The 22,063-nt window shown below is 73.7% G+C and carries 20 protein-coding genes and 2 pseudogenes; 16 read left to right on the plus strand and 6 right to left on the minus strand.

From position 1 onward, the window contains the following. Positions 1-205 precede the first annotated feature (205 nt). Both ACGFS9_RS18320 and ACGFS9_RS18325 read left to right on the plus strand, forming a co-directional pair. Positions 206-1,669, plus strand: a complete 1,464-nt coding sequence (locus ACGFS9_RS18320) for an XRE family transcriptional regulator (RefSeq protein ID WP_393254329.1) — start codon at positions 206-208, stop codon at positions 1,667-1,669. Between the two features lie 36 nt (positions 1,670-1,705). Next, entirely contained in the window at positions 1,706-2,308 is a 603-nt protein-coding gene (locus ACGFS9_RS18325) for a 2'-5' RNA ligase family protein (protein WP_393254383.1), read from the plus strand. 80 nt (positions 2,309-2,388) lie between these two features. On the opposite strand, the pseudogene ACGFS9_RS18330 reads toward ACGFS9_RS18325, so the two are convergent. Further along, positions 2,389-2,778 (minus strand): annotated as a pseudogene (locus ACGFS9_RS18330) (FAD-dependent oxidoreductase); the annotation flags it as partial. A gap of 219 nt (positions 2,779-2,997) precedes the next feature. On the opposite strand from ACGFS9_RS18330, the gene ACGFS9_RS18335 reads away from it, so the two are divergent. The 11 genes from ACGFS9_RS18335 to ACGFS9_RS18385 all read left to right on the plus strand — a co-directional run bounded on the left by ACGFS9_RS18335 (position 2,998) and on the right by ACGFS9_RS18385 (position 13,366). Next, positions 2,998-4,899, plus strand: coding sequence for an AMP-dependent synthetase/ligase (locus ACGFS9_RS18335; protein ID WP_393254331.1), 1,902 nt, complete (start codon positions 2,998-3,000; stop codon positions 4,897-4,899). A gap of 252 nt (positions 4,900-5,151) precedes the next feature. After that, on the plus strand, positions 5,152-5,367 hold the full coding sequence (locus ACGFS9_RS18340; RefSeq protein ID WP_393254333.1) for a DUF4177 domain-containing protein: 216 nt from the start codon (positions 5,152-5,154) through the stop codon (positions 5,365-5,367). Positions 5,368-5,564: 197 nt separating this feature from the next. After that, complete coding sequence (locus ACGFS9_RS18345) at positions 5,565-6,368, plus strand: VOC family protein (protein ID WP_393254334.1); 804 nt, start codon at positions 5,565-5,567, stop codon at positions 6,366-6,368. Positions 6,369-6,517: 149 nt separating this feature from the next. Continuing rightward, on the plus strand, positions 6,518-6,973 hold the full coding sequence (locus ACGFS9_RS18350) for a Crp/Fnr family transcriptional regulator (RefSeq protein WP_393254336.1): 456 nt from the start codon (positions 6,518-6,520) through the stop codon (positions 6,971-6,973). Positions 6,974-7,034: 61 nt separating this feature from the next. Further along, the gene (locus ACGFS9_RS18355) at positions 7,035-7,850 is read left to right on the plus strand and encodes an N-formylglutamate amidohydrolase (RefSeq protein WP_393254338.1); all 816 of its coding nucleotides are present in this window, start codon (positions 7,035-7,037) and stop codon (positions 7,848-7,850) included. 104 nt (positions 7,851-7,954) lie between these two features. Beyond that, on the plus strand, positions 7,955-8,155 hold the full coding sequence (locus ACGFS9_RS18360) for a hypothetical protein (protein WP_393254340.1): 201 nt from the start codon (positions 7,955-7,957) through the stop codon (positions 8,153-8,155). 50 nt (positions 8,156-8,205) lie between these two features. Further along, a complete protein-coding gene (locus ACGFS9_RS18365) occupies positions 8,206-9,504 on the plus strand; it encodes a DUF4032 domain-containing protein (RefSeq protein WP_393254342.1) in 1,299 nt (432 codons plus the stop codon). A 94-nt stretch (positions 9,505-9,598) separates the two neighbouring features. Further along, positions 9,599-11,275, plus strand: a complete 1,677-nt coding sequence (locus ACGFS9_RS18370) for an FAD-dependent oxidoreductase (RefSeq protein WP_393254344.1) — start codon at positions 9,599-9,601, stop codon at positions 11,273-11,275. Further along, positions 11,272-12,714: an ATP-binding protein gene (locus ACGFS9_RS18375; RefSeq protein WP_393254346.1), complete on the plus strand. Its 1,443-nt coding sequence runs from the start codon at positions 11,272-11,274 to the stop codon at positions 12,712-12,714. The genes ACGFS9_RS18370 and ACGFS9_RS18375 overlap by 4 nt, the downstream gene beginning before the upstream one ends. Continuing rightward, positions 12,711-13,061: a UBP-type zinc finger domain-containing protein gene (locus tag ACGFS9_RS18380; protein ID WP_393254347.1), complete on the plus strand. Its 351-nt coding sequence runs from the start codon at positions 12,711-12,713 to the stop codon at positions 13,059-13,061. The genes ACGFS9_RS18375 and ACGFS9_RS18380 overlap by 4 nt, the downstream gene beginning before the upstream one ends. An 89-nt stretch (positions 13,062-13,150) precedes the next feature. After that, entirely contained in the window at positions 13,151-13,366 is a 216-nt protein-coding gene (locus ACGFS9_RS18385) for a hypothetical protein (RefSeq protein WP_393254349.1), read from the plus strand. On the opposite strand, the gene ACGFS9_RS18390 is transcribed toward ACGFS9_RS18385, so the two are convergent. Then, positions 13,351-13,887, minus strand: coding sequence for a hypothetical protein (locus tag ACGFS9_RS18390; protein ID WP_393254350.1), 537 nt, complete (start codon positions 13,885-13,887; stop codon positions 13,351-13,353). The genes ACGFS9_RS18385 and ACGFS9_RS18390 overlap by 16 nt on opposite strands. Positions 13,888-14,044: 157 nt before the next feature. Further along, positions 14,045-15,490 carry a serine hydrolase domain-containing protein gene (locus ACGFS9_RS18395; RefSeq protein ID WP_393254351.1) on the minus strand — a complete coding sequence of 482 codons (1,446 nt, stop codon included), beginning with the start codon at positions 15,488-15,490 and terminating at the stop codon, positions 14,045-14,047. A 798-nt stretch (positions 15,491-16,288) separates the two neighbouring features. Here ACGFS9_RS18395 and ACGFS9_RS18400 point away from each other — a divergent pair. Then, positions 16,289-17,956, plus strand: coding sequence for a serine/threonine protein kinase (locus ACGFS9_RS18400; protein WP_393254353.1), 1,668 nt, complete (start codon positions 16,289-16,291; stop codon positions 17,954-17,956). Positions 17,957-18,028: 72 nt separating this feature from the next. Here the strand turns inward: ACGFS9_RS18400 and tgmB are convergent, their stop codons facing one another. Together tgmB and tgmA are read right to left on the minus strand one after the other, a co-directional pair. After that, entirely contained in the window at positions 18,029-18,985 is a 957-nt protein-coding gene (gene tgmB / locus ACGFS9_RS18405) for an ATP-grasp ribosomal peptide maturase (RefSeq protein WP_393254355.1), read from the minus strand. 16 nt (positions 18,986-19,001) lie between these two features. After that, on the minus strand, positions 19,002-19,193 hold the full coding sequence (tgmA, locus tag ACGFS9_RS18410; protein ID WP_393254357.1) for a putative ATP-grasp-modified RiPP: 192 nt from the start codon (positions 19,191-19,193) through the stop codon (positions 19,002-19,004). A gap of 251 nt (positions 19,194-19,444) precedes the next feature. Here tgmA and ACGFS9_RS18415 point away from each other — a divergent pair, with 251 nt between their 5' ends. Both ACGFS9_RS18415 and ACGFS9_RS18420 read left to right on the plus strand, forming a co-directional pair. Further along, positions 19,445-20,473, plus strand: coding sequence for a hypothetical protein (locus ACGFS9_RS18415; RefSeq protein ID WP_393254358.1), 1,029 nt, complete (start codon positions 19,445-19,447; stop codon positions 20,471-20,473). 74 nt (positions 20,474-20,547) lie between these two features. Beyond that, positions 20,548-21,099: pseudogene (locus ACGFS9_RS18420) on the plus strand (DUF2238 domain-containing protein); the annotation flags it as partial. Here the strand turns inward: ACGFS9_RS18420 and ACGFS9_RS18425 are convergent. Then, on the minus strand, positions 21,071-22,054 hold the full coding sequence (locus ACGFS9_RS18425; protein ID WP_393254359.1) for an aldo/keto reductase: 984 nt from the start codon (positions 22,052-22,054) through the stop codon (positions 21,071-21,073). The pseudogene ACGFS9_RS18420 and the gene ACGFS9_RS18425 sit on opposite strands and share 29 nt — an antisense overlap. Positions 22,055-22,063: the final 9 nt, after the last annotated feature.

The raw sequence follows: 22,063 nt of genomic DNA on the forward strand, positions 1-22,063 counted from the left end.
GCCTCTACGGTTCCGCCTCGGCCACGTGGCGTCACGGGCAGCCGTGCCCAACTTTCTTGGACGCTCCTCTTGTCTGTGAGCTGCAACAACTGCGAATGCTGGACGAATCGTTGGGCGCTCGTTGGCGCGAAATCTGAGCGCTCGCCGGCCGATTGGGCGACAGCGCCGCTACCGTGAGTTCGCGAACTTGCTCAGGGAGTTGCCGATGAACGCGCCCAACATCCCCGGATCGAAGGCTGACCGGAATGCCCTTCGCCACCAGATGACCGCCGCAGGCTGCACCGCCGCGGACATCGCCGTCGAGATGCGGACCCGCTACCGGATGCGCCCGCGCGAGGCCTGGCGCCACGCACGCGGCTGGACACTCCAGACGGCGGCCGACCGCATCACCCAGGCCAGCACCGGCCACCCCGGCGATGCCGTCGCTGCGGACGCATCACTCGTCGGGAAGTGGGAGAAGTGGCCCGGGCCCTCAGCCCGGCGCCCGAGCACGGCAGTGCTGTTCGCGATGGCCGCCGCCTACGACTGCCGCCCCGCCGATCTCCTCGACCTGCACGACCGCCAGGAGCTCCCGGACGCGGACGTGTGCGCGCTGACGCAGGCGCCGCCGGCACCCGAGCCACAGCCCGTCGCGGTCCCGGCCGCCGTCGCGGCGCCGTCCGGGCCCGACCTCGTGCGCCTGGCCGCCGACGAGTCCGCGACGTGGGCCCAGTGGGCGGAGGCCTCGAACGTCGGGGACATCGCCCTCGAACAGCTCATGGCGGAGACCCGGGCGCTGGCTACCGACTACCTGACGTCGGACCCCATCGTGCTCTTCAACCGGACCCGGCACCTGCGAGACCGCACGTTCACGCTCCTGGAGGGGCACCAGTACCCGCGGCAGTCCGCGGACCTGTACGTCGCGGCCGGGTACCTGTGCGGGCTCCTCGCCTGGATGTCCAGCGATCTCGGCCAGCTCCGCGACGCAGACACCCAAGGCCGTACGGCGTGGCTGTGCGCCGAACTCGCCGGGCACAACGACCTGCGGGCGTGGGTGCTGTCGACCCGGTCCAAGGTGTGCTTCTGGGACGGCCGTCTCCGCGAGGCGATCGCGTACGCCCGCCGCGGCGCGACCTGCCGACCCGGCGGCACGGTCAGCGTTCTCCTCGCCTGCCAGGAGGCAGACGCCTGGTCGCAGCTCGGCGCGCACGACGAGGCCGTCGAAGCCCTGAGCCGGGCCGAGGCGCTGCGCGACTCGCCCCTCGACGCGGACGACGTCGGCGGGATCTTCTCCTGCCAGCCCGCCCGGCAGGAGAACTACTCGGCAGCCGTGCACCTCCGCATCGGCGAACCGGCCAAGGCCCTGCGGGCCGCGGACAACGCGCTCGACCTGATGTCGAGGCAGACCGTGCGCGCCTACGGCACAGAAGCCCAGATCCACATCAGCAAGGCGTCCGCCCACCTCGCCACGGGCGAGCCGGAAGGCGCCCTGGAGGCCCTCGCGCCCGTCCTCGCCCTCTCACCGGACCACCGCCTCACCCCGGTCACCCGGCGCCTTCACGAACTCACCTCGGGCCTCGGCCGCCAGACCGGCGCCGCAACAGCAGGCCTGCGCGCAGCGATCGAAGATTTCTGCCTGGACGCGGCCCCCCGGCAGCTCGCACCCTCGCCAGGACAGGGAGCCGCCTGATTTGATCTCGGGATGACAACTCCCGACATCGCGTTCATGCGCAATCACTGGTGGTGGCGACCCGGGTGGAGTGTCGGCCGCCGCTTCTACACCTGGCATCTCACCTTCGGCGAGCAGACCGACGTGCACCGCCTGGCCGCCGAGTACCGGGCCGCGCTGGCACCCCTCGGGGACGCGCTCACGCCGATACCCGACCAGTGGCTCCACATGACGATGCAGGGCATCGGCTTCGTCGGCGGGGCCAACGAGAAGGACGTGGACGCCATCGTCGAAGCCGCCCGGACCCGGCTCGCCGCGGTGTCCGCCTTCGACATCGAGATCGGGCCGGCCGCCCTCGACCCGGAGGCGATCCTGCTCCACGCTCATCCGGACGATCCGGTGCGCGGTGTCCGTGACACGCTCCGCGCGGCCATCGGCGACGTCCTCGACGAAGTACCGGAGAAGGCCGACGGGTTCACCCCGCACGTGTCGGTCGCGTACAGCGCGGGCGACGGGCCTGCTGCGCCGGTGGCTCAGGTCCTCGACGGCCTGGACCTGGTGCCCGCTCGCGCCCGCATCTCCAGCGCTGAACTGATCGTCCTGCACCGGGACAACGAGATGTACGAGTGGGAAACGTACGCGGCCGTCCCCCTGGGGTGACCTGCGAGCCGTCCGCTACTCCCCCTGTGGCGGGCGGCCCTTGCCGTGGCGTCCGCAGTTCAAGGTGAGCGACGGTGGCAAGCCTTCGTGCGCCCCTGTACGAAGCGGTGGGCGCCGGCTTCCCCGATCTCTCCTCGCGGAGCAGGGCCCAGACCGCGCAGGTCACCCGCGCGGATCACGTCGACCTCGCGGCCCACGACGTGCCGGGTGCGCGCGGTCAGGTCCGCGACCGTGATGTTCTCCTTCAGCCGGTAGCTCTGGCCGTACAGGTCGCGCTGGCTGAGGCCGCTGAGATAGATGACGGCCTCCCTCAGTGTCTTGGAGGGGATCGTCCCGGTGTGGATGGAGACCCCTCCGACCATGTCGGGGCGGTCGATGACGGCGACCCGGCGGCCGAGCTTGGCCGCCGCTATGGCGGCCTTCTGGCCGCCGGGGCCGGATCCGATGACAAGCATGTCGAAGTCGGGCACCCGGGGAGTCTGGCAGCCCGAGGGCCCTCCCCGAAAGGGTGAACGGCGAACGGTTCACCCGGGCGCTACCCCGCCGCGGGGTGAAGTCCCGTGGAGGAGAATGCGTTTCGGCTGCCGGAACGGGTCCCGGCCCCCCGCCCGTGTGGGCTACATTCGGGAACCCTCGGCATCGGGGCCTCAGGGGGTGAGGTCCTGTCGAGGAGAACTCCGGAGCGGCGAATGCACCAGTCCCACCTTTCCCCGGCGCCGGCCGCGCACCAGCAGGGGGGACTCGCCGACAGCCTCTACACCGCCGCGCGGGACACGCCCGGCCTGGAGCAGCTGGCCCGGCGGCCGGTGGGCTCCGCCGGCGACTGGACACCGGTGACGGCGGCCGAACTGTGGGACGAGGTCGTCGACGTGGCCCGCGGATTCGTCCGCTCCGGCATCCGGCCCGGGGACCGGGTGGCCATCATGTCGCGCACCCGCTACGAGTGGACGGTGCTGGCCTACGCACTGTGGTCGGTGGGCGCCGAGATCGTGCCGGTGCACCCCACCGCGTCGCACGACCAGGTCGCCTGGATCCTGAAGGACGCGCGCTGCGTCGGTGTGGTGGTGGAGGACGAGGCGGGGATCATGACCGTCGGCTCCGCCTGCGCGGCCCTGCCCTTCCTGCGCCACGTCTGGCAGGTGGACGCCGGCGCGCTCGACCGCCTCGCGGAGCGGGGGCAGACCATACCGGTGTCGGCCGTCGACTCGCTGCGCCGGATCGTGCTGCCCGACTCCACGGCGGTCGTCGCCTACACCTCCGGCACCACCGGGCCTCCCCGGGGCTGTGCGCTGTCCCACCGCGGACTGGCGAGCCCCTGCGACACGGTGCTGGAAGGCTGGCGGCACACCGCGGCCCCGCCCGGCGAGCAGCCGGCCGTCCTCGCCTTCCTGCCGTTCTCCCACGCGTACGGGCTGATGGTCCAGGGGATCTGCCTGCGCGGCGGCATCCTCATGGGGCACGAACCGGATCTGCGGGAGGAGTCGCTGTCCGAGGCGATGCTCTCCTTCCGGCCGACCTACGTGTACGCCGTCCCGTACGTGTTCGAGAAGATCTACAAGAACTTCCTCCGGGGGGCCCAGCGGGCGGGCCGCGGCGCCCTGTTCGAGCGGGCCGCGCGCACCGCCCGGGACTTCGCCCGGGCGGAGGAGCAGCTGCGGCTGGGCTCCGGGGCCGGCCCCGGGCTGGACCTGCGCCTCCAGCACTCGCTCTACGAGCGGACGGTGTACCGGAGGCTGCGCGCCACCCTCGGCGGCCGGGTCTGCGGCGCGGTGTCGGGCGGCTCGCCGCTCAACCGTGAACTCGCCCTGTTCTTCGCCGGGATCGGCATCGTCGTGCACGACGGCTACGGGCTCACCGAGACCAGCGGCGGCGTCACGGCGCAGCCGGTGGGGCGGGAGAAGTTCGGCACGGTCGGACGCGCGCACCCCGGCACCGAGATCCGGGTGGACCACGACGGCGAGATCCTGGTGTGGGGCCCCTCCGTCTTCCAGGGGTACGTCAACGACCCCGAGGCGACCCGCGCCACGTTCCGCGACGGGTGGCTGGCCACCGGGGACGTCGGCCGGATCGACGCCGAGGGCTATGTGACCATCACCGGCCGCAAGAAGGACATCATCATCACCAGCGGCGGCAAGAGCGTGGCGCCCTCGGCCCTGGAGGAGCTGCTGCGCGCCCACCCGCTCATCCACCAGGCGGTCGTCGTCGGCGACAACAGGCCCTGCGTGGGCGCGCTCATCACCCTGGACCCGGAGTTCGTGACGCACTGGCGGGCGTCGCGGGCGGGCCGGGAGTCGACGGCCCGGGACGCGCGGGAGGAGAACGAGTTGCGGGAGGAGGTCCGGCGGGCGGTGGCCGCGGCCAACAGCACGGTCTCCCGCTCCGAGTCCATCCGGGTCTTCCGGGTGCTGCCCGAGCCGTTCGACCTGTCCAACGGTCTGCTGACGCCGTCGCTGAAGCTGCGCCGGGACGCGATCGCCGAGCGGTACGCCGCCGAGATCGAGGCGATGTACCAGACGTCGTCGCGGGTGCCGCGGAGGTCCGCGCCCACCGAGCCGTCGCTCTGGGAGGAGTCGGACGACGTGTTCCGGTGAGCGGGCCGGGCCCGAAGCACCGTCCGCGCCGTGACGCCGTCGTGCCGACGGGTGTCCCGCCCGCGCGGTCTGCGCTCCGGCCCGCGCCGGCGGTGCCGGCCTCACGGCGCCCTGCCCGCCTCTCGTGGGCCGCGGACCGGCGCCCGGGGCACCGGTCCGCGGGAGCGTCCCATTCGTCCCTGTGCCGGGCCCGCGATCGATGGTTGGGTGGGTTCGATCATGTCGTCCACCGTCCGGGAGAGCACCCAAGCCATGAGCAACCCCTCTGCCTACGAGTACAAGGTCGTCACGTTCCGTGAGTCGCTGATCGGCGACGCGCTGGACAGCGGCAAGCTGGAGAAGGTGCTGAACAAGCACGCCGAGGACGGCTGGGCGCTCAAGGCGATCACCTCCGCGGACGTCAAGGGCCGCATAGGCCCCGGCGCCGTGGAGGGCCTGCTCCTCACCCTGGAGCGACCGCGCGGCTGACACCCGCGTCGTGCGCGGAGCGCCGAGCCGGGGGATGCTGGAGCCGATGGGACAGCGGTCCCACGCGTGCCGACGACGCCGTCGGGGGCCCTCCGACCCGGAGGGCCGCCGACGGCCGGTGCGCTGTACGCCGGTCCTCGGCGAGGACCCGGCACCTCCCGCGGCCGCTGCCGGCCAGACGTCAGGACGGTCACTCGATGCAGAGCGATGGAACACTCACCCCCGATGTCGTCACCAGCGGATCCGTGTCGGGAGCACCGTGCTGGGTCAGCCTCAGCACGCCCGACCTGAAGGCCGCCCAGGACTTCTACACGGCGGTCCTCGGCTGGAACTGGTCAGCGGGCACCAGGATGGGTGACGGCTACCGCGTCGCCCGGGTGAACGGCATCCCGGTGGCCGGGGTCTCCGAGGTCGACTTCGTGGCGCGGACGGCGGTCGCCTGGATCCCCTACTTCGCCGTGGGCTCCGCGGACGAGACGGTCGCGCGCAGCCAGGAGCGCGGTGGCACCACCGCCGTCGGCCCCATCTCCCTGCCGCCGGGCCGGGCGGCTCTGCTGGCGGACCGCGACGGCGCGGTCTTCGGGATCTGGGAGGGCCGTCTGGTGGCCGGCTGGGAGCGCTGGCGTACCGCGGCGCCGTCGTACGTGCGCCTGCACACCCGGGACGCCTTCGACGCGGCCATCTTCTACGGCGAGGTGCTGCGCTGGGCGTCGGCGTCCCCCGGGGGCTGCGAGGTGCACTACGAGGGCAACGAGGTCGTGCTGCGCAGCGGGGACGACGTGGTGGCCCGGATCTACTCCGGGGCGGTGGAGTCGGCGCCCGATCCCACCGTGCGCCCGCACTGGCAGGTCCACTTCGCGGTGGACGACGTCGAGGCCTGCGCCCGCGCGGCCCGCGCCCACGGCGGCAGCGCGCACCAGCAGGGCATCGGTTCCGTGGAGGCGGTGCTCGCCGACCCCTTCGGGGCCCGCTTCACCGTGACCTCGCGCGACGCCGGCTGAACCGGCCCGGGCGGAGGTCCGCAGGCGATCCGCACCCTCCACGACGCGACGGATTACTCCGTTCGGGCTCCAATGGAGGGTGACGGGATACCACCGGAACGACAGCCGCCGGCCCCCGCGGCCACGGGGCGGCCCGATGGAGGTCCGCGATGCCCACTGCTCTCCGGCTCCTGCCCGCCCTCTCCCCCGAGCACCGCGCCCGGCTGATGGAGGTGGCCCGCGAGGTCTCCTTCCCCGCCGACGGGCCGATCTTCGAGGCGGGCGGCACCGCCGACCGCTTCTGGGTGGTCCGCTCCGGGACGGTGTCCCTGTACCAGCGGGTCATCGCCGACCGGCGCATCACCGTCGCCCAGCTCGGCCCGGGCGACCTGCTGGGCTGGTCCTGGCTGTTCCGCCCGCACACCTGGGACTTCGGCGCGGAGGCGTTCAGCCCCGTGCGGGCCTACGAGTTCGACGCCGCCGAGGTGCGCGCCCTGTGCGAGCAGGACCCGACGCTGGAGCTGTCGCTGACCCGGACGATCGGCGCCATCCTCGCGCACCGTCTGGAGACCACCCGGGCGGCCCTCATCGAGCACTACGCGCGCCACGGGGGCAGCGGCGGCTGAGGAGCGCCCACCCGCCCCCCTCCCCCGCGACGGACGCGCCCGGCTGGGATAGGAATGCGGTATGGACGACAACCTCGGCCCCGCGGCCTGTCCCGAGTCCTTCGCCCTGCTGCCCGGCGCGGTCCACTCGCCGGTGATCCTGCACGTGCCGCACTCCTCCCGGGTGATCCCCGCACCGGTCCGCGCCGGCATCGTCCTCGGCGACGCGGCGCTGGAGAGCGAACTCGACCACATCACCGACGCGCACACCGAACCGCTGGCGGCGGCCGTGGCCGAGGGCGCCGGCCTCACCCCGTGGCGGTTCGTCAACCGGCTGTCGCGGCTCGTCGTCGACCCGGAGCGCTTCCCGGACGACCGGGAGGAGATGCTGGCGGCCGGCATGGGCGCCGTCTACACCCGCACCACCCACCGGGGCCGGCTGCGGCCCGCGGACACCGATCCCCGTCCGCTGCTCGACCGCTACTTCCACCCGTACGCGCGGGCGATGACCGAGGCGGTCGCGGACCGGCTGGCCGCAACCGGCAGGGCCGTGGTCATCGACATCCACTCCTACCCGACGGCCCGGCTGCCCTACGAGTTGCACGGCGACGGGCCGCGGCCGGCGGTCTGCCTGGGCACCGACTCCTTCCACACCCCGCCGGAACTGGTGGCGCTCGCGGAGAAGGCGTTCGCGGGCCTCGGCGCGGTGGGGATCGACAGCCCGTTCTCCGGGGCCTACGTGCCGCTGCGCCACTACGAGAGGGAGCCGGCGGTGTCGGCGCTCATGGTGGAGATCCGCCGGGACACCTACATGAAGGAGCCGGGCGGGCGGCTGCTGCCGGGGTTCGCCCGGCTGGTCGCGGCGCTGACGACGCTCGTGGACGCGGCCGGCGGGTAGCCCGCGGGCCGCGTTTCCCCCCAGTGCCCCGACCGGAAGGGCTCACCGGCTCGCGACGCCCTTTCCGGTCGGGGCACCAGAGTCGCCAGTCGGGCGAATGTTCGATGACGGCTCCCGCCGTCACGCGCCGTCACGGGGACCAGGGAGGCACGGGGACATGCCGGTCGTCGACGCGTGGATGCAGCACCCCACGCTCCGGCCGGGCCCTGGAGCACCTCGCCGAACCGGACCTGGACGAGGAGACGTCCGCCCTGTTCCTGTCGGAGAACGCTCGGCGCGTCTTCCGCCTCGGCGACCCGTCGTAGATGCTGGTCACCGCACCAGCGTTCGAGCACGAGGTGAGGGCGGCCCCGACATGGCCCTGCAGATCAGCGCCACCAACCCGGAGCACCCCGCGCTCCTTCTGGAACTGCCCTGGCAGGTCCCCCTGGAGGAGTGGCCCGACCACCACCTCGTGCCGCTGCCGCGCGGCATCTCCCGGCACGTGGTGCGCTACGCGCGAGCCGGCGACGAGGTGGTGGCCGTCAAGGAACTCGCCGAGCGGCCGGCGGTGCGCGAGTACGAGCTGCTCCTCGGCCTGGACCGGCTGGGCATCCCCGCGGTCGACCCGCTCGCCGTGGTCACCGGGCGCACCGACGCGGCCGGTGAACCGCTGGAGTCCGTGCTGATCACCCGGCACCTGGGCGGCTCGCAGCCCTACCGGTCGATGTTCGAGACGACGATGCGGCCGGCCACCATGCACCGGCTCATGGACGCGCTCGCGGTGCTGCTGGTCCGGCTGCACCTGGCCGGGTTCGCCTGGGGCGACTGCTCGCTGTCCAACACGCTGTTCCGGCGGGACGCGGGCGCCTACGCCGCCTACCTGGTGGACGCCGAGACCGGCGACCTGCACCCGCAGCTCAGCACCGGGCAGCGGGAGTACGACCTCGATCTCGCCCGGGTGAACATCAGCGGCGAGCTGCTCGACCTGGAGGCGGCCGGCGCGCTGCACCCCTCGGTGGACCCCGTCGAGTTCGGCGCGGAGATCTGCGCGCGCTACCGGAGCCTGTGGCAGGAGCTGACCCGAACGTCCGTCTATCCGGCGGGCAAGTACCACTACATCGACCGCCGGGTCCGCCGGCTGAACGACCTCGGGTTCGACGTCGCCGAGATGCAGATCGCGCACTCCTCGGACGGCGACACGGTCACCTTCGTGCCCAAGGTCGTCGACGCCGGGCACCACCAGCGCCAGCTCCTGCGGCTGACCGGCCTGGACACCGAGGAGAACCAGGCCCGGCGGCTGCTGAACGACCTGGAGAGCTGGATGGCCACGCAGGACGACCACACGCCCGCCGGGCGGCCGGGGGGCGCCGCCGGGTCCGCCCGGCCGGAGGTCCTCGCGCACCGCTGGGTCCGGGACGTGTTCCGGCCGACGGTCCGGGCGGTGCCGCCCGCGCTGCGGGGGCCGATGGACCCGGCCGAGCTTTACCACGAGATCCTCGAACACCGCTGGTTCCTGTCCGAGCGGGCCGAGCACGACATCGGTCTGGACACGGCCGTCGAGGACTACGTCCGCACGATAGTGCCGAGGGCCCGGGAGGGCCGACCGACCGGGCCGTCCGCGGCACGGGACCCCGCGGAACCGCACACCCGACCGGTTCCTGAGCGAAGGTGACCGATCGTACATACGATTGGGGCTGTGTCCGCCCGGTGTGCCCCGCGGCTCCGCCGGGCGGCGACGCAACCGAACCTCTCGGGGTGGGAGACCCATGACCCAGGCCGCCGGTCCGGCGCGGACCGTCATTCTGACCGTCGATGACGATCCCGGGGTGTCGCGCGCCGTCGCCCGCGACCTCAGGCGGCGCTACGGGGAGGGCCATCGCATCGTGCGCGCCGAGTCCGGGGACGCGGCCCTCGACGCGCTGCGGGAACTGAAGCTCCGCGGGGACCAGGTGGCGGTGATCCTCGCCGACTACCGGATGCCGCAGATGGACGGCATCGAGTTTCTCGAACAGGCGATCGACATCTTCCCGGGAGCCCGCCGGATCCTGCTGACCGCCTACGCGGACACGAACGCGGCGATCGACGCGATCAACGTGATCGACCTCGACCACTACCTGCTCAAGCCCTGGGACCCGCCCGAGGAGAAGCTCTACCCGGTCGTGGACGACCTGCTGGACGCCTGGCGGGTCAGCGACTACAAGCCGGTGGGGTCCTGCAAGGTGGTCGGGCACCGCTGGTCGGCCCGCTCCTCGGGCGTGCGCGAGTTCCTGGCCCGCAACCAGGTTCCGTACCGGTGGTACTCCTCCGACACCCCGGAGGGCGAGCGGCTGCTGCGCGCCGCCGAGCAGGACGGGCAGCGGCTCCCCCTGGTGATCACCCCGGACGGCACCCCGCTCGTCGAACCGGACGACCACGCCATCGCCGCGCACGTCGGGCTCGCCACGACACCCGCGGCGGACTTCTACGACCTGGTCGTGATCGGCGGCGGGCCGGCGGGGCTGGGCGCCGCGGTCTACGGGGCGTCCGAAGGGCTGCGCACCGTGCTCGTGGAGCGCTCCGCGACCGGCGGGCAGGCCGGCCAGAGCTCCCGCATCGAGAACTACCTCGGCTTCCCCGACGGCGTCTCCGGCGCGCAGCTCACCGACCGGGCGCGGCGCCAGGCGGCCAAGTTCGGCGCCGAGATCCTCACCGCCCGCGAGGTGAGCGGACTGGAGGTGACCGGCGCGTCGCGCACGATCCGCTTCTCCGACGGCTCCTCGATCTCCGCGCACGCGGTGATCCTCGCCACCGGGGTGTCCTACCGGCAGCTGGAGGCTCCCGGACTGGACGAACTGACCGGCTGCGGCGTGTTCTACGGCTCGGCGCTGACCGAGGCCGCGACCTGCCAGGGGCACGACGTCTACATCGTGGGCGGCGCGAACTCGGCCGGACAGGCCGCGATGTACCTGGCGCGCGGCGCCAAGTCGGTCACCATCCTGGTGCGCGGCGGCTCGCTGGCGGCGTCGATGTCGCACTACCTGATCGAGCAGATCGAGAACGCGCCCACCATCTCGGTGCGCACCGGCACGGTCGTGGAGGCCGCGCACGGCAGCGGCCACCTGGAGCAGCTGACGCTGCGCGACGTGGAAAGCGGCCACACCGAACTCGTCGACGCGCAGTGGCTGTTCGTGTTCATCGGGGCCGCGCCCCTCACCGGCTGGCTGGACGGGACGGTGCTGCGCGACAGCCGCGGTTTCATCATGGCGGGCCCGGACATGACCCCGGACGGGCAGCCGCCGCACGGCTGGGAGCTGGACCGGCCGCCCTACCATCTGGAGACCAACGTGCCCGGGGTGTTCGTGGCCGGTGACGCCCGCGCCGAGTCGGCGAAGCGGGTCGCGTCGGCGGTCGGAGAGGGAGCCATGGCCGTCATGCTCGTCCACCGTTACCTGGAGCAGTCGTGAGCGGGCGGCCGATGCCGTGCGACGTCGCGGAGCTGAGCACGCTCTTCCTCTTCGAGAAGCTCGACGACGAGCAGCTCGACCGGCTGTGCCGCGAGGGCCGGGTCGAGTTGTTCGACCCCGGACCGGTCTACTCCGAGGGCGACCCGGCGACCTGCTTCTTCGTCCTCCTCGAAGGCACCGTGGTGATGTCCCGGCGGGTCGGCGCGGACGACGTGGAGATCAACCGGACCTCGCAGCGCGGGGTGTACGCGGGGGCGATGCAGGCCTACCTGAGCGGCCCCGGCGAAGCGCTGTACAAGGGGTCCCTGCGGGTCACCGAGCCGTCGCGGTTCTTCGTCCTGCCCGCGGAGACCTTCGCGGCGATCCTCCAGGACTGGTTCCCGATGGCCGTTCATCTGCTGGAGGGCATGTTCTTCGGCAGCCAGAACACCCAGCGGACCATCGGGCAGCGCGAGCGGCTGCTGGCGCTCGGGTCGCTGTCCGCCGGTCTCACCCACGAGTTGAACAACCCGGCCGCAGCGGCCGTGCGGGCCACCTCGGCGCTGCGCGACCGGGTGGCGCACATGCGGCAGAAGCTCGGCGTGATCGCGTCGGGTCCCTACGCGCGCGACACCCTGGAGACGCTGGTCGAGATCCAGGAGCGCACCGCCGAGCAGGTCGCCAAGGCGACGCCGCTGACGCCGCTGGAGGCCTCCGACCGGGAGGACGCCCTCGCCGACTGGCTGGACGACCACGCGATCGCGGGCGGATGGCAGCTGGCGCCGACGTTCGTGCAGGCCGGTCTCGACACGGACTGGCTCGACCAGGTGGCCGCGGCGGTCGACGGGCCCACCCTGGAAGGCGCCGTCCGCTGGCTGAACTACACGGTCGAGACCGAGCTGCTCATGAACGAGATCGAGGACTCGACCTCGCGCATCTCGCACCTGGTGGACGCCGCCAAGCAGTACTCGCAGATGGACCGCGCCCCCTACCAGGTCGCCGACGTGCACGAACTGCTCGACAGCACCCTGATGATGCTGGCCGGGAAGATGGGCTCCGGCATCGAGGTCGCCAAGGAGTACGACCGGTCGCTGCCCCGGATTCCCGCCTATCCCGGCGAGTTGAACCAGGTGTGGACGAACCTCGTCGACAACGCCGTCTCGGCGATGGACGGCGAGGGCCGGCTCACGGTGCGCACGGCGCTCGACGGCGACCACGCGCTCGTGGAGTTCCACGACACCGGTTCCGGGGTGCCCGAGGAGATCCGCGACCGCATCTTCGACCCGTTCTTCACCACCAAACCGGTCGGCGAGGGCACCGGGCTCGGCCTGGACATCTCCTGGCGGATCGTCGTCAACAAGCACCACGGCAGCCTGGCGGTGCAGTCGGTGCCCGGCGACACCCGGTTCCAGGTGCGCCTCCCCCTGACCGTTTCGGACACCCCCGAGGAGTCGTCATGACCACCCCGAACGGCATCGACCCCTCCGTCCCGCCGAGCGGCACCGGCTGCGCCGAGTGCGACGCCTCCGGCGGATGGTGGTTCCACCTGCGGCGCTGCGCCCAGTGCGGCCACGTCGGCTGCTGCGACGACTCCCCGGGCCGGCACGCCACGGCGCACGCGCGCGGCACCGGGCACCCGGTCGTCCAGAGCTTCGAGCCCGGCGAGAGCTGGTTCTGGGACTACGGCACCTCCGAGCTGTACGCCTCGGGGCCCGAGCTCGCTCCCCCGGCCAGCCACCCGTCGGACCAGCCGGCGCCGGGGCCCGCCGGCCGCGTCCCGGCGAACTGGGCGGAGACGCTGGGCTGAGCCGCACAGCGGCGGGCGGACACCCGCGGACGGGCGCCCTCCGCGCCCGCCCGGATGCGCCTCCCGCCGGGGAGGACGATCCTGGAGACATGTCCGGACGTGCTCCCTTGGTCGTGCATCCGGCCCTGGACACCAGCGGCCGCCGGGTGACCGCGCGCGGCGAGAGCCTCGGCGTGGCCTTCTCCGACGAGGATCTGCTGGAGTTCCTCGGCCGGGCGGGGCTGCCGGACGCAGAGGACCTGCTGGACGACCCCGCGTGGGTGCAGTGGCGCGGCGGCCAGGCCCACTTCTACGGGGCCGGATAGGGCGGGGCCGGAGCCGGCCGGGAGTGGGCGCCGGGGGCCGGCGCGGGAACGGCGCGTCCCCCGGACGACGGCGGTGTCACGGCGAGGGTGCCGTGGGCCTGGCGCAGCGCCAGCTCCAGCGGCAGCGCGGGATGCAGGGCCCCGGTGCCGTCGGGCGGGACGGCCCACTCCAGCGGCCCGGCGGACCGGTAGGGCGGCGGGACGGCGATCCAGGACCCCCTGCCGAGGTGGCGCAACCCGGCCCCCACCCATCGGCTCGCGGGGTCCGGCGGCAGGAAGAAGCCCACGCGGAGGGCGGCGCGGTCCACCAGGGTGGGGCCCGGGGGCCGGGCGGGATCGCACCAGAGGATGTCCAGCGCGATCAGGCCGAGGGGTTCGGGCACGCTCAGCACGTCCCAGTAGCGTCCGGCCTCCAGCAGCACGCCGCCACTTCCGGTGTCCCACTCGCGTTTGCAGACCCGGGGGTCCGTCGCCGCCGCCGCCAGCCACTCCACGCTCTGGGTCCACGTCGCGTTCGTCATGGTTCACCCCGGGTTCGTCCGCCGCGTCGCGAGGGACGCGCAGTCGGGTACGGGCCGGGATCCGCGGTCGCGCCTCAGGCCCTCGGCATATGCATGGTGGTGGACTTCGTCCTGGGGCGGAAGGGGTGGCGCGGCGGGGCACCGCGGTCTGGCCGAATCACGCCGGGTAGGAGGGCGCTCGCAGTGAGTGCAGGGAACGGGCGTGCAGCGGACTGGTGTGCCAGCGCGCCGCGAACGTCCGATCGGTGAACGAACAGGTGACGGTCAGCCGGTGCGGGGTCTCCAGGAACAGCACGTCGGCCCGCAGGGTGTCCGGTCCGCTCCAGCCGCCGCTCACGGCCGTGGGCACCGCTCCTTCGTCGAGGGTCCATCCCGGTCCGTCGAGTCGCAGGTCGAGGTGCGCCTCGCCCTCCCGGAGCGTGACGCGTGGGCCCCGGTCCCCGGCGCCGACGACGACGCGGGTGAGGGTGGGCACCGCCGCGCAGTGTCCGTGCTCGGGGGCGAAGTGGGTGTCCGGGCCTCCGTCGTGCCGTCCGGGGCGCCGCGGCGGTGCATCGACCGGAGGCAGCGCGAGCCGGGCGAGGCGCCGGCGGAGCGCTTCGTCGGCCGCCGCCCTGCCGGGCAGCGGCGACGGGGTGAAGGCGGGCAGCAGATGCCGCCACATCAGCTCCAGCAGCTCCTGCATCCGCTCGGTGCCCGCGGTCGTGGCGATCACCGCGTCGTGCTCGGGCAGCACCACGCAGTACTGGCCGTACGCGCCGTCGCCCCGGAAGCCGTGCCGCGACCGCCAGAACTGGAGCCCGTAGCCCTGCTGCCAGTCGGACCGGGCGCCCTCGGCGGTGCCGTCCGCGTTCGCGACGTGCGTGCGGGTCGCCTCGGCGGTCCAGGAGGCGGGCAGGAGGCGGCGCCCTTGCCAGAGCCCCTGGTCCAGGTACAGCTGCCCGAGCCGGGCGACCGCGTCCGTCGTGGCGTGCATCCCGCTGAACCCGATCTCACTGCCGACCCGGTTGCGCGTCCAGGCGGTCTCCCCGATGCCCAGCGGGTCGAACAGGCGAGGACGCAGATATCCGGTGAGCGACGTGCCGGTCACCCGCTGGACGATGCTCGCGAGGGCGTAGGTGGCGGACTGGTTGTAGGCGAAGACGGTGCCGGGGTCGCGCTCCGGCGGGATGAGCAGGAATCCGCGGACCGCCTCCTCAGGGTCGAGGCGGACCGCGTCGGCCCACGTGTCGGTGAGGTGCCCCGAGGCCATCGCCGCCACATGCCGGACCCGCAGCGCACGGCTGCGCGGATCGGTGACGTCCGCGTCGAACTCGGGGAAGTGGGACAGGACCGTGTCGTCCAGGTCCAGCAGCCCCTCGGCCGCGGCGAGTCCGGCGGCGGTGGAGGTGAAGCTCTTGCTGAGCGAGTAGAGCAGCTGGAGGCGCCCCGGCGTGTACGGGGCCCACCAGCCGGAAGCGACCAGGTGCCCGTGCCGCAGGATCATCAGGCTGTGCGGCTCGATGTCCGGGGCGGCCTCGACCGCGTCGAGGAAGGCGGCGACGCCGGCGGCGTCGACCCCCTGTCCGGCGGGCGTGCCGACGGGCAGCGGACGGTCGTTCATACGGGCGGCCTCCGGACGGGCTGGGGTGGTGGCGGGCGGCGGGGAGCGGATGGCGGGCGGCTGTCGGCGCAGAGGGGCGGGGCCGGGCCGCGGGGCGGATGCCGGCCGAGGGGGCGCGGGCGGCCTGAGGGCGCAGGGAGGGGGTCGTGGGCGGTCGCAGGGGGGTGGAGGGTCCCGACGGGCCGGTCCCGTCGGGCACGGCGCAGCCGGGTGCGACGGGACCGCAGGGGCCCTGCCGGCACCGTCACGTGCAGACGGCATCTTTCCCGGGCGCACCGTCCGTGTCCATGGCCGCCCGGCGCGCGGGCGGCCCGCGGACCGGCTGCTCGCGGCGGGTCGGCGGTGCGGGGCAGGCGCGGCCGGGATGTGCGGACGGGCGGCGGGGGCCGCGCCGGACGGGGAAGCGCCGTTTCGCCGCGGGGCGAGGAGGGGCCTCCCCCGGTGCGCGCGGCGGACGACGGGCGGGCCGCCGCCGGGGTGCCGTCCGGACCGGGTTCCGCGCCCTCGCCACCGGACGGGGACGAGCCCCCGCTCCCCGCCGCGCCGGCCCCGCGCACGCCCCGCACGGCGGGCGGGGGAGGCACGCCCGCCGTGCGGCAACCACGGCCTGAACTGTTCGTACGCGCGGGCGACTTCGGCGCGACCGCGAAAAAGACGGCCATCTCGGTGCGGCCCGCGTTGAACACTCTTCGTCACCTCTCCCGTACTTCCGGGAAAGCCGGTAGCCGGTAGCCGGTAGCCGGTAGCCGGTAGCCGGTAGCCGGTAGCCGGTAGCCGGGTGAACGACGAGGAAGAGCGATGGTGGTCGCGGTGCACGACGAAGCGGGCGAACTGGTCGCCGGACGGTACCTGCTGCTGGAGACCGTCGTGCGCGAGGAGGGCCGGACCGGCTGGCTCGGCCGGGACACCGCCCTGACCCGTCCCGTCCTGCTGACCCGCTCCCGCCTGCCCTCCTCGGCCGGGGAGGCGGCCCCCTCGCCGGCGGAGGGCGGGGAGCACGCTCTACGCGGGGAGACCGGTGGCGGCGCCGCCGACCGCGTCCTGCGCGCGGCCCGGCTCCTGGGCGAGGTGTGCCCGGAGCGCGTCGCCGCGGTCCTCGACGTGTTCGAGGAGGCGGGCTCGCTGTGGACCGTGACGGAGCCGCCCTCGGGCGCCCCCTTGAGCGAACTGCTCGCGGGTGGCCCCGTCGGTCACGTCCGGGCGGCCCGGATCGGTCTGGGCGTCCTCGACGTCCTCGACGCGGCCCACGGCGAGGGTGTCGCGCACGGCGAGCTGAGCCCCGGCCAGGTGTGGGCGAACGAGTTCGGCGTCGTCACCGTCACCGGGTTCGGCCGGCCGGAGTCGGACGACGCCCCGCGGGTCACCGCTCCGGCCTACGCCTCCCCCGAACAGGCCCGCGGGGAGGGCGGCGCACGGGCCGCCGACCTGTGGGCGCTGGGTGCGCTGATGTACGCGATGGTCGAGGGGCGGGCCGCCGTCCGGGACCGCGGCCGGACGGAGGCGACGCTCCGGGCGGTGGACCGGCTGCCGATCAGGGCGCCGCTGCACGCCGGCCCCCTGGCGCCCGCCGTGCAGGGCCTGTTGCGCTGGAGCCCCGCGGAACGCGTTCCGCGGCCGGTGGTGCGCGAGGCCCTGACCCGCATCCTGCGCGAGGACGCCGAGGCGCCCGCGGCCCCCGAGCCGTCGACCGCGGCCGAGGGACCGCAGGGCGTCCCGGGCGGCGGGGACGGCGGCGCGGCGGGGGCCGGACCCGCCCGGGCGGCGTGGCGTCCCGGGCGCCCGGTGCTGGTCGGCGGGGTGGTCGTCTTCACGGCCGCCGCCGTCGTCACGGCGCTCGCCGTGGTGGGCGGCCTGCGGGGCGGGAGCACCTCCGGCGCGTCCGGACCCGCGCGGACCGCCGGCGCGCTGCCGCCCGGCCCGGTCCCCACCGCGCCCATCCCCCCGTCGGCGCCCGCGGCCCCCAAGACGCCGTCCTCCTCCGCCGGTTCCGGCGGGACGGCACCCGAGGGATTCTCCGTCTACCGGGCGGCACAGGGCTTCTCCGTGGCACTTCCCCAGGGGTGGAGCCCGGTCGGCACCCGGACGTCCGGCGACCTCGCCTACCGGGTGACCTTCGGCGCGAGCGGCGACCCGCGCACCCTGGCCGTCACCTACAGCACGCGGCTGGGCCCGGACCCGGTCGCCGTGTGGAGCGATCTGGAGCCCGCCCTGCGCGCCGCCACGAGCGGATACCGGCGGGTGGGCGCCATCCGGCCCGTGACCTACCGCGGGCTGAAGGGTGCCGACATGGAGTGGTACGCGGGCACGGGCGACGAGCGGCTGCGCACGTTCGGACGCGGCTTCCTCATCGGCGGACACCGCGGGTTCTCGCTGCGGTGGACCACCCCGGCCGCCGACCGCGGCACGCCGGCCGACCGGCGGGCCCTGGACGCGGTCCTCACGTCCTTCCGGTTCCCGGCGGCCTGACTATGCGTCATAAACTGCTCACCCCGCCCGGATTCGGGCGCTCCGCCGCACGACGACCGCTCCCCCATCACGTCAATGTCCCTCCGGTATGCGGAAGTCGGGTCTTCGCATGGCGAGCCACAGCGCGACCTCCTCCGCGATCGGCTGGCCGGTCTCCAGTTCGACGAAGCCGAACTGGCCGCCCTGGTTGCACTCCAGGAACCACCAGACGCCGTCCGCGTCCTCGGCGAAGTCGAAGGCGGCGTAGGCGAGTCCGGTGAAGGAGAGGTAGTCGCGGACCGCGCGGCCGATGCGTTCGGGCACCGACCCGAGCGGCTCCCAGCCGTTCCCCGTCTCGCCGAACCGCCCGTCGACCTGACCGGGCTCGGCGGCCTTGCGCGCGGCGAACATCCGGTTGCCGACGGCGGTGAGGCGGATGTCGGCCCGCTTGGGGATGTAGCGCTGGAGCAGCGCGGGACCGGCCGCCACCCCGGAGAAGTCGGTGTCCGGCCCGACCAGCGTGGTGGGCAGGGACACCCGGGGTTCACCGGGCGGCGGCCCGGAGGCCGACTTCACCACGACGTCCCGGTGCTCCTCGACGAACTGCTGCGCCACCCGGGGAGCGGTCGTGATGACCGTGGGCGGCACCGCGAATCCGCTGCTGTGGGCCACCCTCAGCTGCCACGGCTTGTGCCGTGCCTGCTCGGCCCGGCGCGGGTGGTTCATCCAGCGGGTCGAGGCCGAGTAGAGCATGCCGAACAGAGCCTGCCGCGTCTCGGCCGTGAGCCACGCGGAGGGCTCGGCGGCGTGCGCCGCCGGCTCGCCCGGCCTGCGCACCCAGACGGAGCGCAGCCCTCCCATGCTGAGCACATGGCCGTTGACCGACAGGTAGCCGTCGAAGTCTCCGTGGGCGTAGTCGGCGGAGAGCACCGCCCTGCCGGGCAGGTCCGCGGGGTCGAGGCGCACCATCGGCACGCCCCGCTCGTGCAGTTTGGCCACCACCATGTCGGCGGTGACGTCCTGCTCGGCGGTGAGGATGAGAACCGTCATGGCGCGCGGTCTTCCGTCAGTCGTCGAAGTGCGTCTGGGAGCCGGCCGTGGACGTCGTGGTACCGGCCGCCAGCAGCAGCGCGCGGTCGGTGACGGCCGGGCGCCCGTCGGGCAGCACGTTCAGCTGCAGGGCGGTGTCGAAGTGGTACGGGGGTATTGCGGCCGACTGCCCTGAGGGCAGGGCGTAGTTGAGAGTGAACGGTCGCACGAAAAATCCTCCCGCGGTCGCACGATGGCCGGCACCCACCCGTACGTGACACGGCCGTAAGGAATTCATCACTTTCCGCCACATCGGGGTGAAGGCCGTCACATCGCGTCGGTTCTGGCTTACTTGGTTCGGTTCTACTCGGGTGTCCGCTTGGTTCCGCTGCACGCGTCGCCTCGTGGGTACCCACAGAGCTTGGGCCAATGCTTCATTCTCCGTGACATCAACGCCCCGCCATCCCAGGAGAGTTCCCGGTGACCGTTGCCATCGATCCGACCGAGGATTTCGTCGTGCGCCCCGAGGCGCCGGACCCCGTCCGGCAGGACGCCCGCGACTTCGGCACCCACGTCCGGACGGGCGGATGGGCCTTCGGGCTCAAGGTCGCGCGCAGCGTCCGCCCCGGCGGCCAGTCCGCGGACGAGACCTCGAAGGTGTCCGCGAAGGAGTTCGCCGAGATCGCCGGCTGCTCCGCGGAACGCGTCCTGCGCTACTACAAGGCGTGGGACCGGGCGGCCGACGACGGACTGGTGCCGCACTTCGAGATCCTGCTGCCGGGTCAGGACATCGACCTGCCCGGCGCGGACGCCTGGTCCTCCTACTACGTCTCCCGCTCCAGCGGGTCCTCCGAACGGGGCACGGCCATCGCGGAGGCGGCGGAGGCCGAGGGCATCCGGCCCACCAAGGCGCTGGAGGTGGCGGAGAACCCGACGGCACTGCGAGCGGCCATCCTGGCCGACCCCTCCACGGCCCAGGCGGCCCGGACAGCCCTGCTCGACCGCGTCAGGGAGGACCCGGCCCTCCAGACCGAGCTGGCCCGGGACATCGCCCGCACCGACGAACTCAAGAAGGCGGTCGCCACCGAGAACCGGGCCGCCGACCGCATCGGCTACGTACGCCAGATCGCGGAGAAGGGCCAGATCCGGACGCCGGCCGGACAGACCCTCGACGCTCCGGCGGAACTGCGCGTCGAGGCGGAGCGGCATCTGTCCCTGCTCGACGAACTCGACGCGGGCGAGGACGCGGGCGAATGGGCGGCCGAGGCCTACGACACCATGAGGCACCTCGTCGTCGAGACCGTGGAGGCCGACCCCGGACTGCGCGTCCAGGAACGGCGGACGAGGTTCTACAGCAGCCTCCAGAAGGCCACGAAGGTCTTCGAGGAGCTGACCTTCGACGACGCCGACGACATCTACGAGGACGACATGGTGCAGCGCCTGGAGGAACTCCGGGGGGCCGTCTCCACCGCGATCGCGGCCCTGCGCGCCGCGGCGGCCCGGGACTGACCTCCACCCCCACGGCCGCGCCCCAGAACACCGCGCGGCCGTGGCCCGGCGCGTCCCGCGGGTGGACGGCGCCGACGGACCTGTTGTGCCGGCTGCTCGCGGCGCACGCGCCGGTGCCGGCCGTGGGCGGCCACTGGACCTGCGCGCAGGTACCGCCCGGCGACTGGGCGCGCGACGCGTTCGGCCTCGACCGCACCCCCTACGACCGCTTCGGGCACCTGATGCAGGGGTTCGTTCCTGCGGTCTTCGTGCGGGAGGTGCCCGGCCGGACGTCCCCGCTGCGCGGCAGCCGGTGGCCCGGGCCGCTCACGGTGTGCGCGTGCCTCGCCTTCAGCGCCCTCTTCGAGTTGGGCGAGTGGGCGGCGGCCGTGATCGGCGGACACGCCGCGGACGACTTCCCGGCCACCCAGGGCGATGTGGGGGACACCCGGTGGGACATCTTCTGCGCCCTCATCGGCGCGGTCGCCTCGGTGCTGGTGCTCGGCCGGCTGCACGACCGGCAACGCGGCCGACTGCTCGGTGGCGGACACCCGGCGGCGGGCCGGGCCCAGGGGCCCGACGGCCGCCGCCGGGTGTCCGGCACCACCGGACAGGCCGCTACCAGCGGCCCTCCACCTGCTCCTTGATGCGCCGCTCGTACAGGTCCTCGACGGCGTCCAGCGTCGCGCGCGACAGCTCCGGAAGCCGCCCCGCCGCCGCGTTCAGACGCGCCTGCTCGGGGGACCGCGCGCCGGGGATCACCGTCGTCACGCCGGGCTGCTGCACGATCCAGCGCAGCGCGAGCTGTGCCGGCGTGCAGCCCTCGGGGGCGAGCGCGGAGAACTCCGCCGCCGCCTCCACCCCGGTCGCGAAGTCGATGCCGGAGAAGGTCTCGCCCTGGTCGAACGCCTCGCCGTGCCGGTTGTACGTCCGGTGGTCGTCCGCCGCGAACACGGTCTCTGCGGTGTACTTGCCGGACAGCAGCCCCGAGGCCAGCGGGACCCGGGCGATGATCCCCACCCCCGCCTCCACCGCGGCCGGCAGCACCTCGCGCAGCGGCTTCATCCGGAAGGGGTTGAGGATGATCTGCACGCTCGCCACGTTCGGCCGGGCGATGGCGGTCAGCGCCTCGGCGCAGGTCTCGACGCTCACCCCGTACGCCGCCACGCGCTCCTCCTCGACCAGGGTGTCGAGGGCGTCGAAGACGGCGTCCGAGGAGTACACGGGCGTCGGCGGGCAGTGCAGTTGCACCAGGTCGATCCGGTCGACGCCCAGGTTGCGGCGGGACCGGTCGTTCCAGGCGCGGAAGTTGTCCAGGACGTAATTCTCGGGGACCTGGTCCACCCGGCGGCCCATCTTGGTGGCCACCTCGACGTGCAGGTCCGGCCGGCTGCTCAGGAACGTCGAGATGGTCGCCTCGCTGCGCCCGTCGCCGTACACGTCGGCCGTGTCGAAGAACGTCACCCCGGACTCGGCCGCGGCCTCCAGCACGGCGAGGGCGTCCTTCTCCGACACCTCGCCCCAGTCGGCGCCCAGTTGCCAGGTGCCGAGACCGATGACCGATGCGTGCTGACCCGACCTGTGGAATTCGCGCTCGTCCATGGCGCCAGT

This window comes from Streptomyces sp. NPDC048566 (assembly GCF_043199735.1).
Classification (GTDB): Bacteria; Actinomycetota; Actinomycetes; order Streptomycetales; family Streptomycetaceae; genus Streptomyces.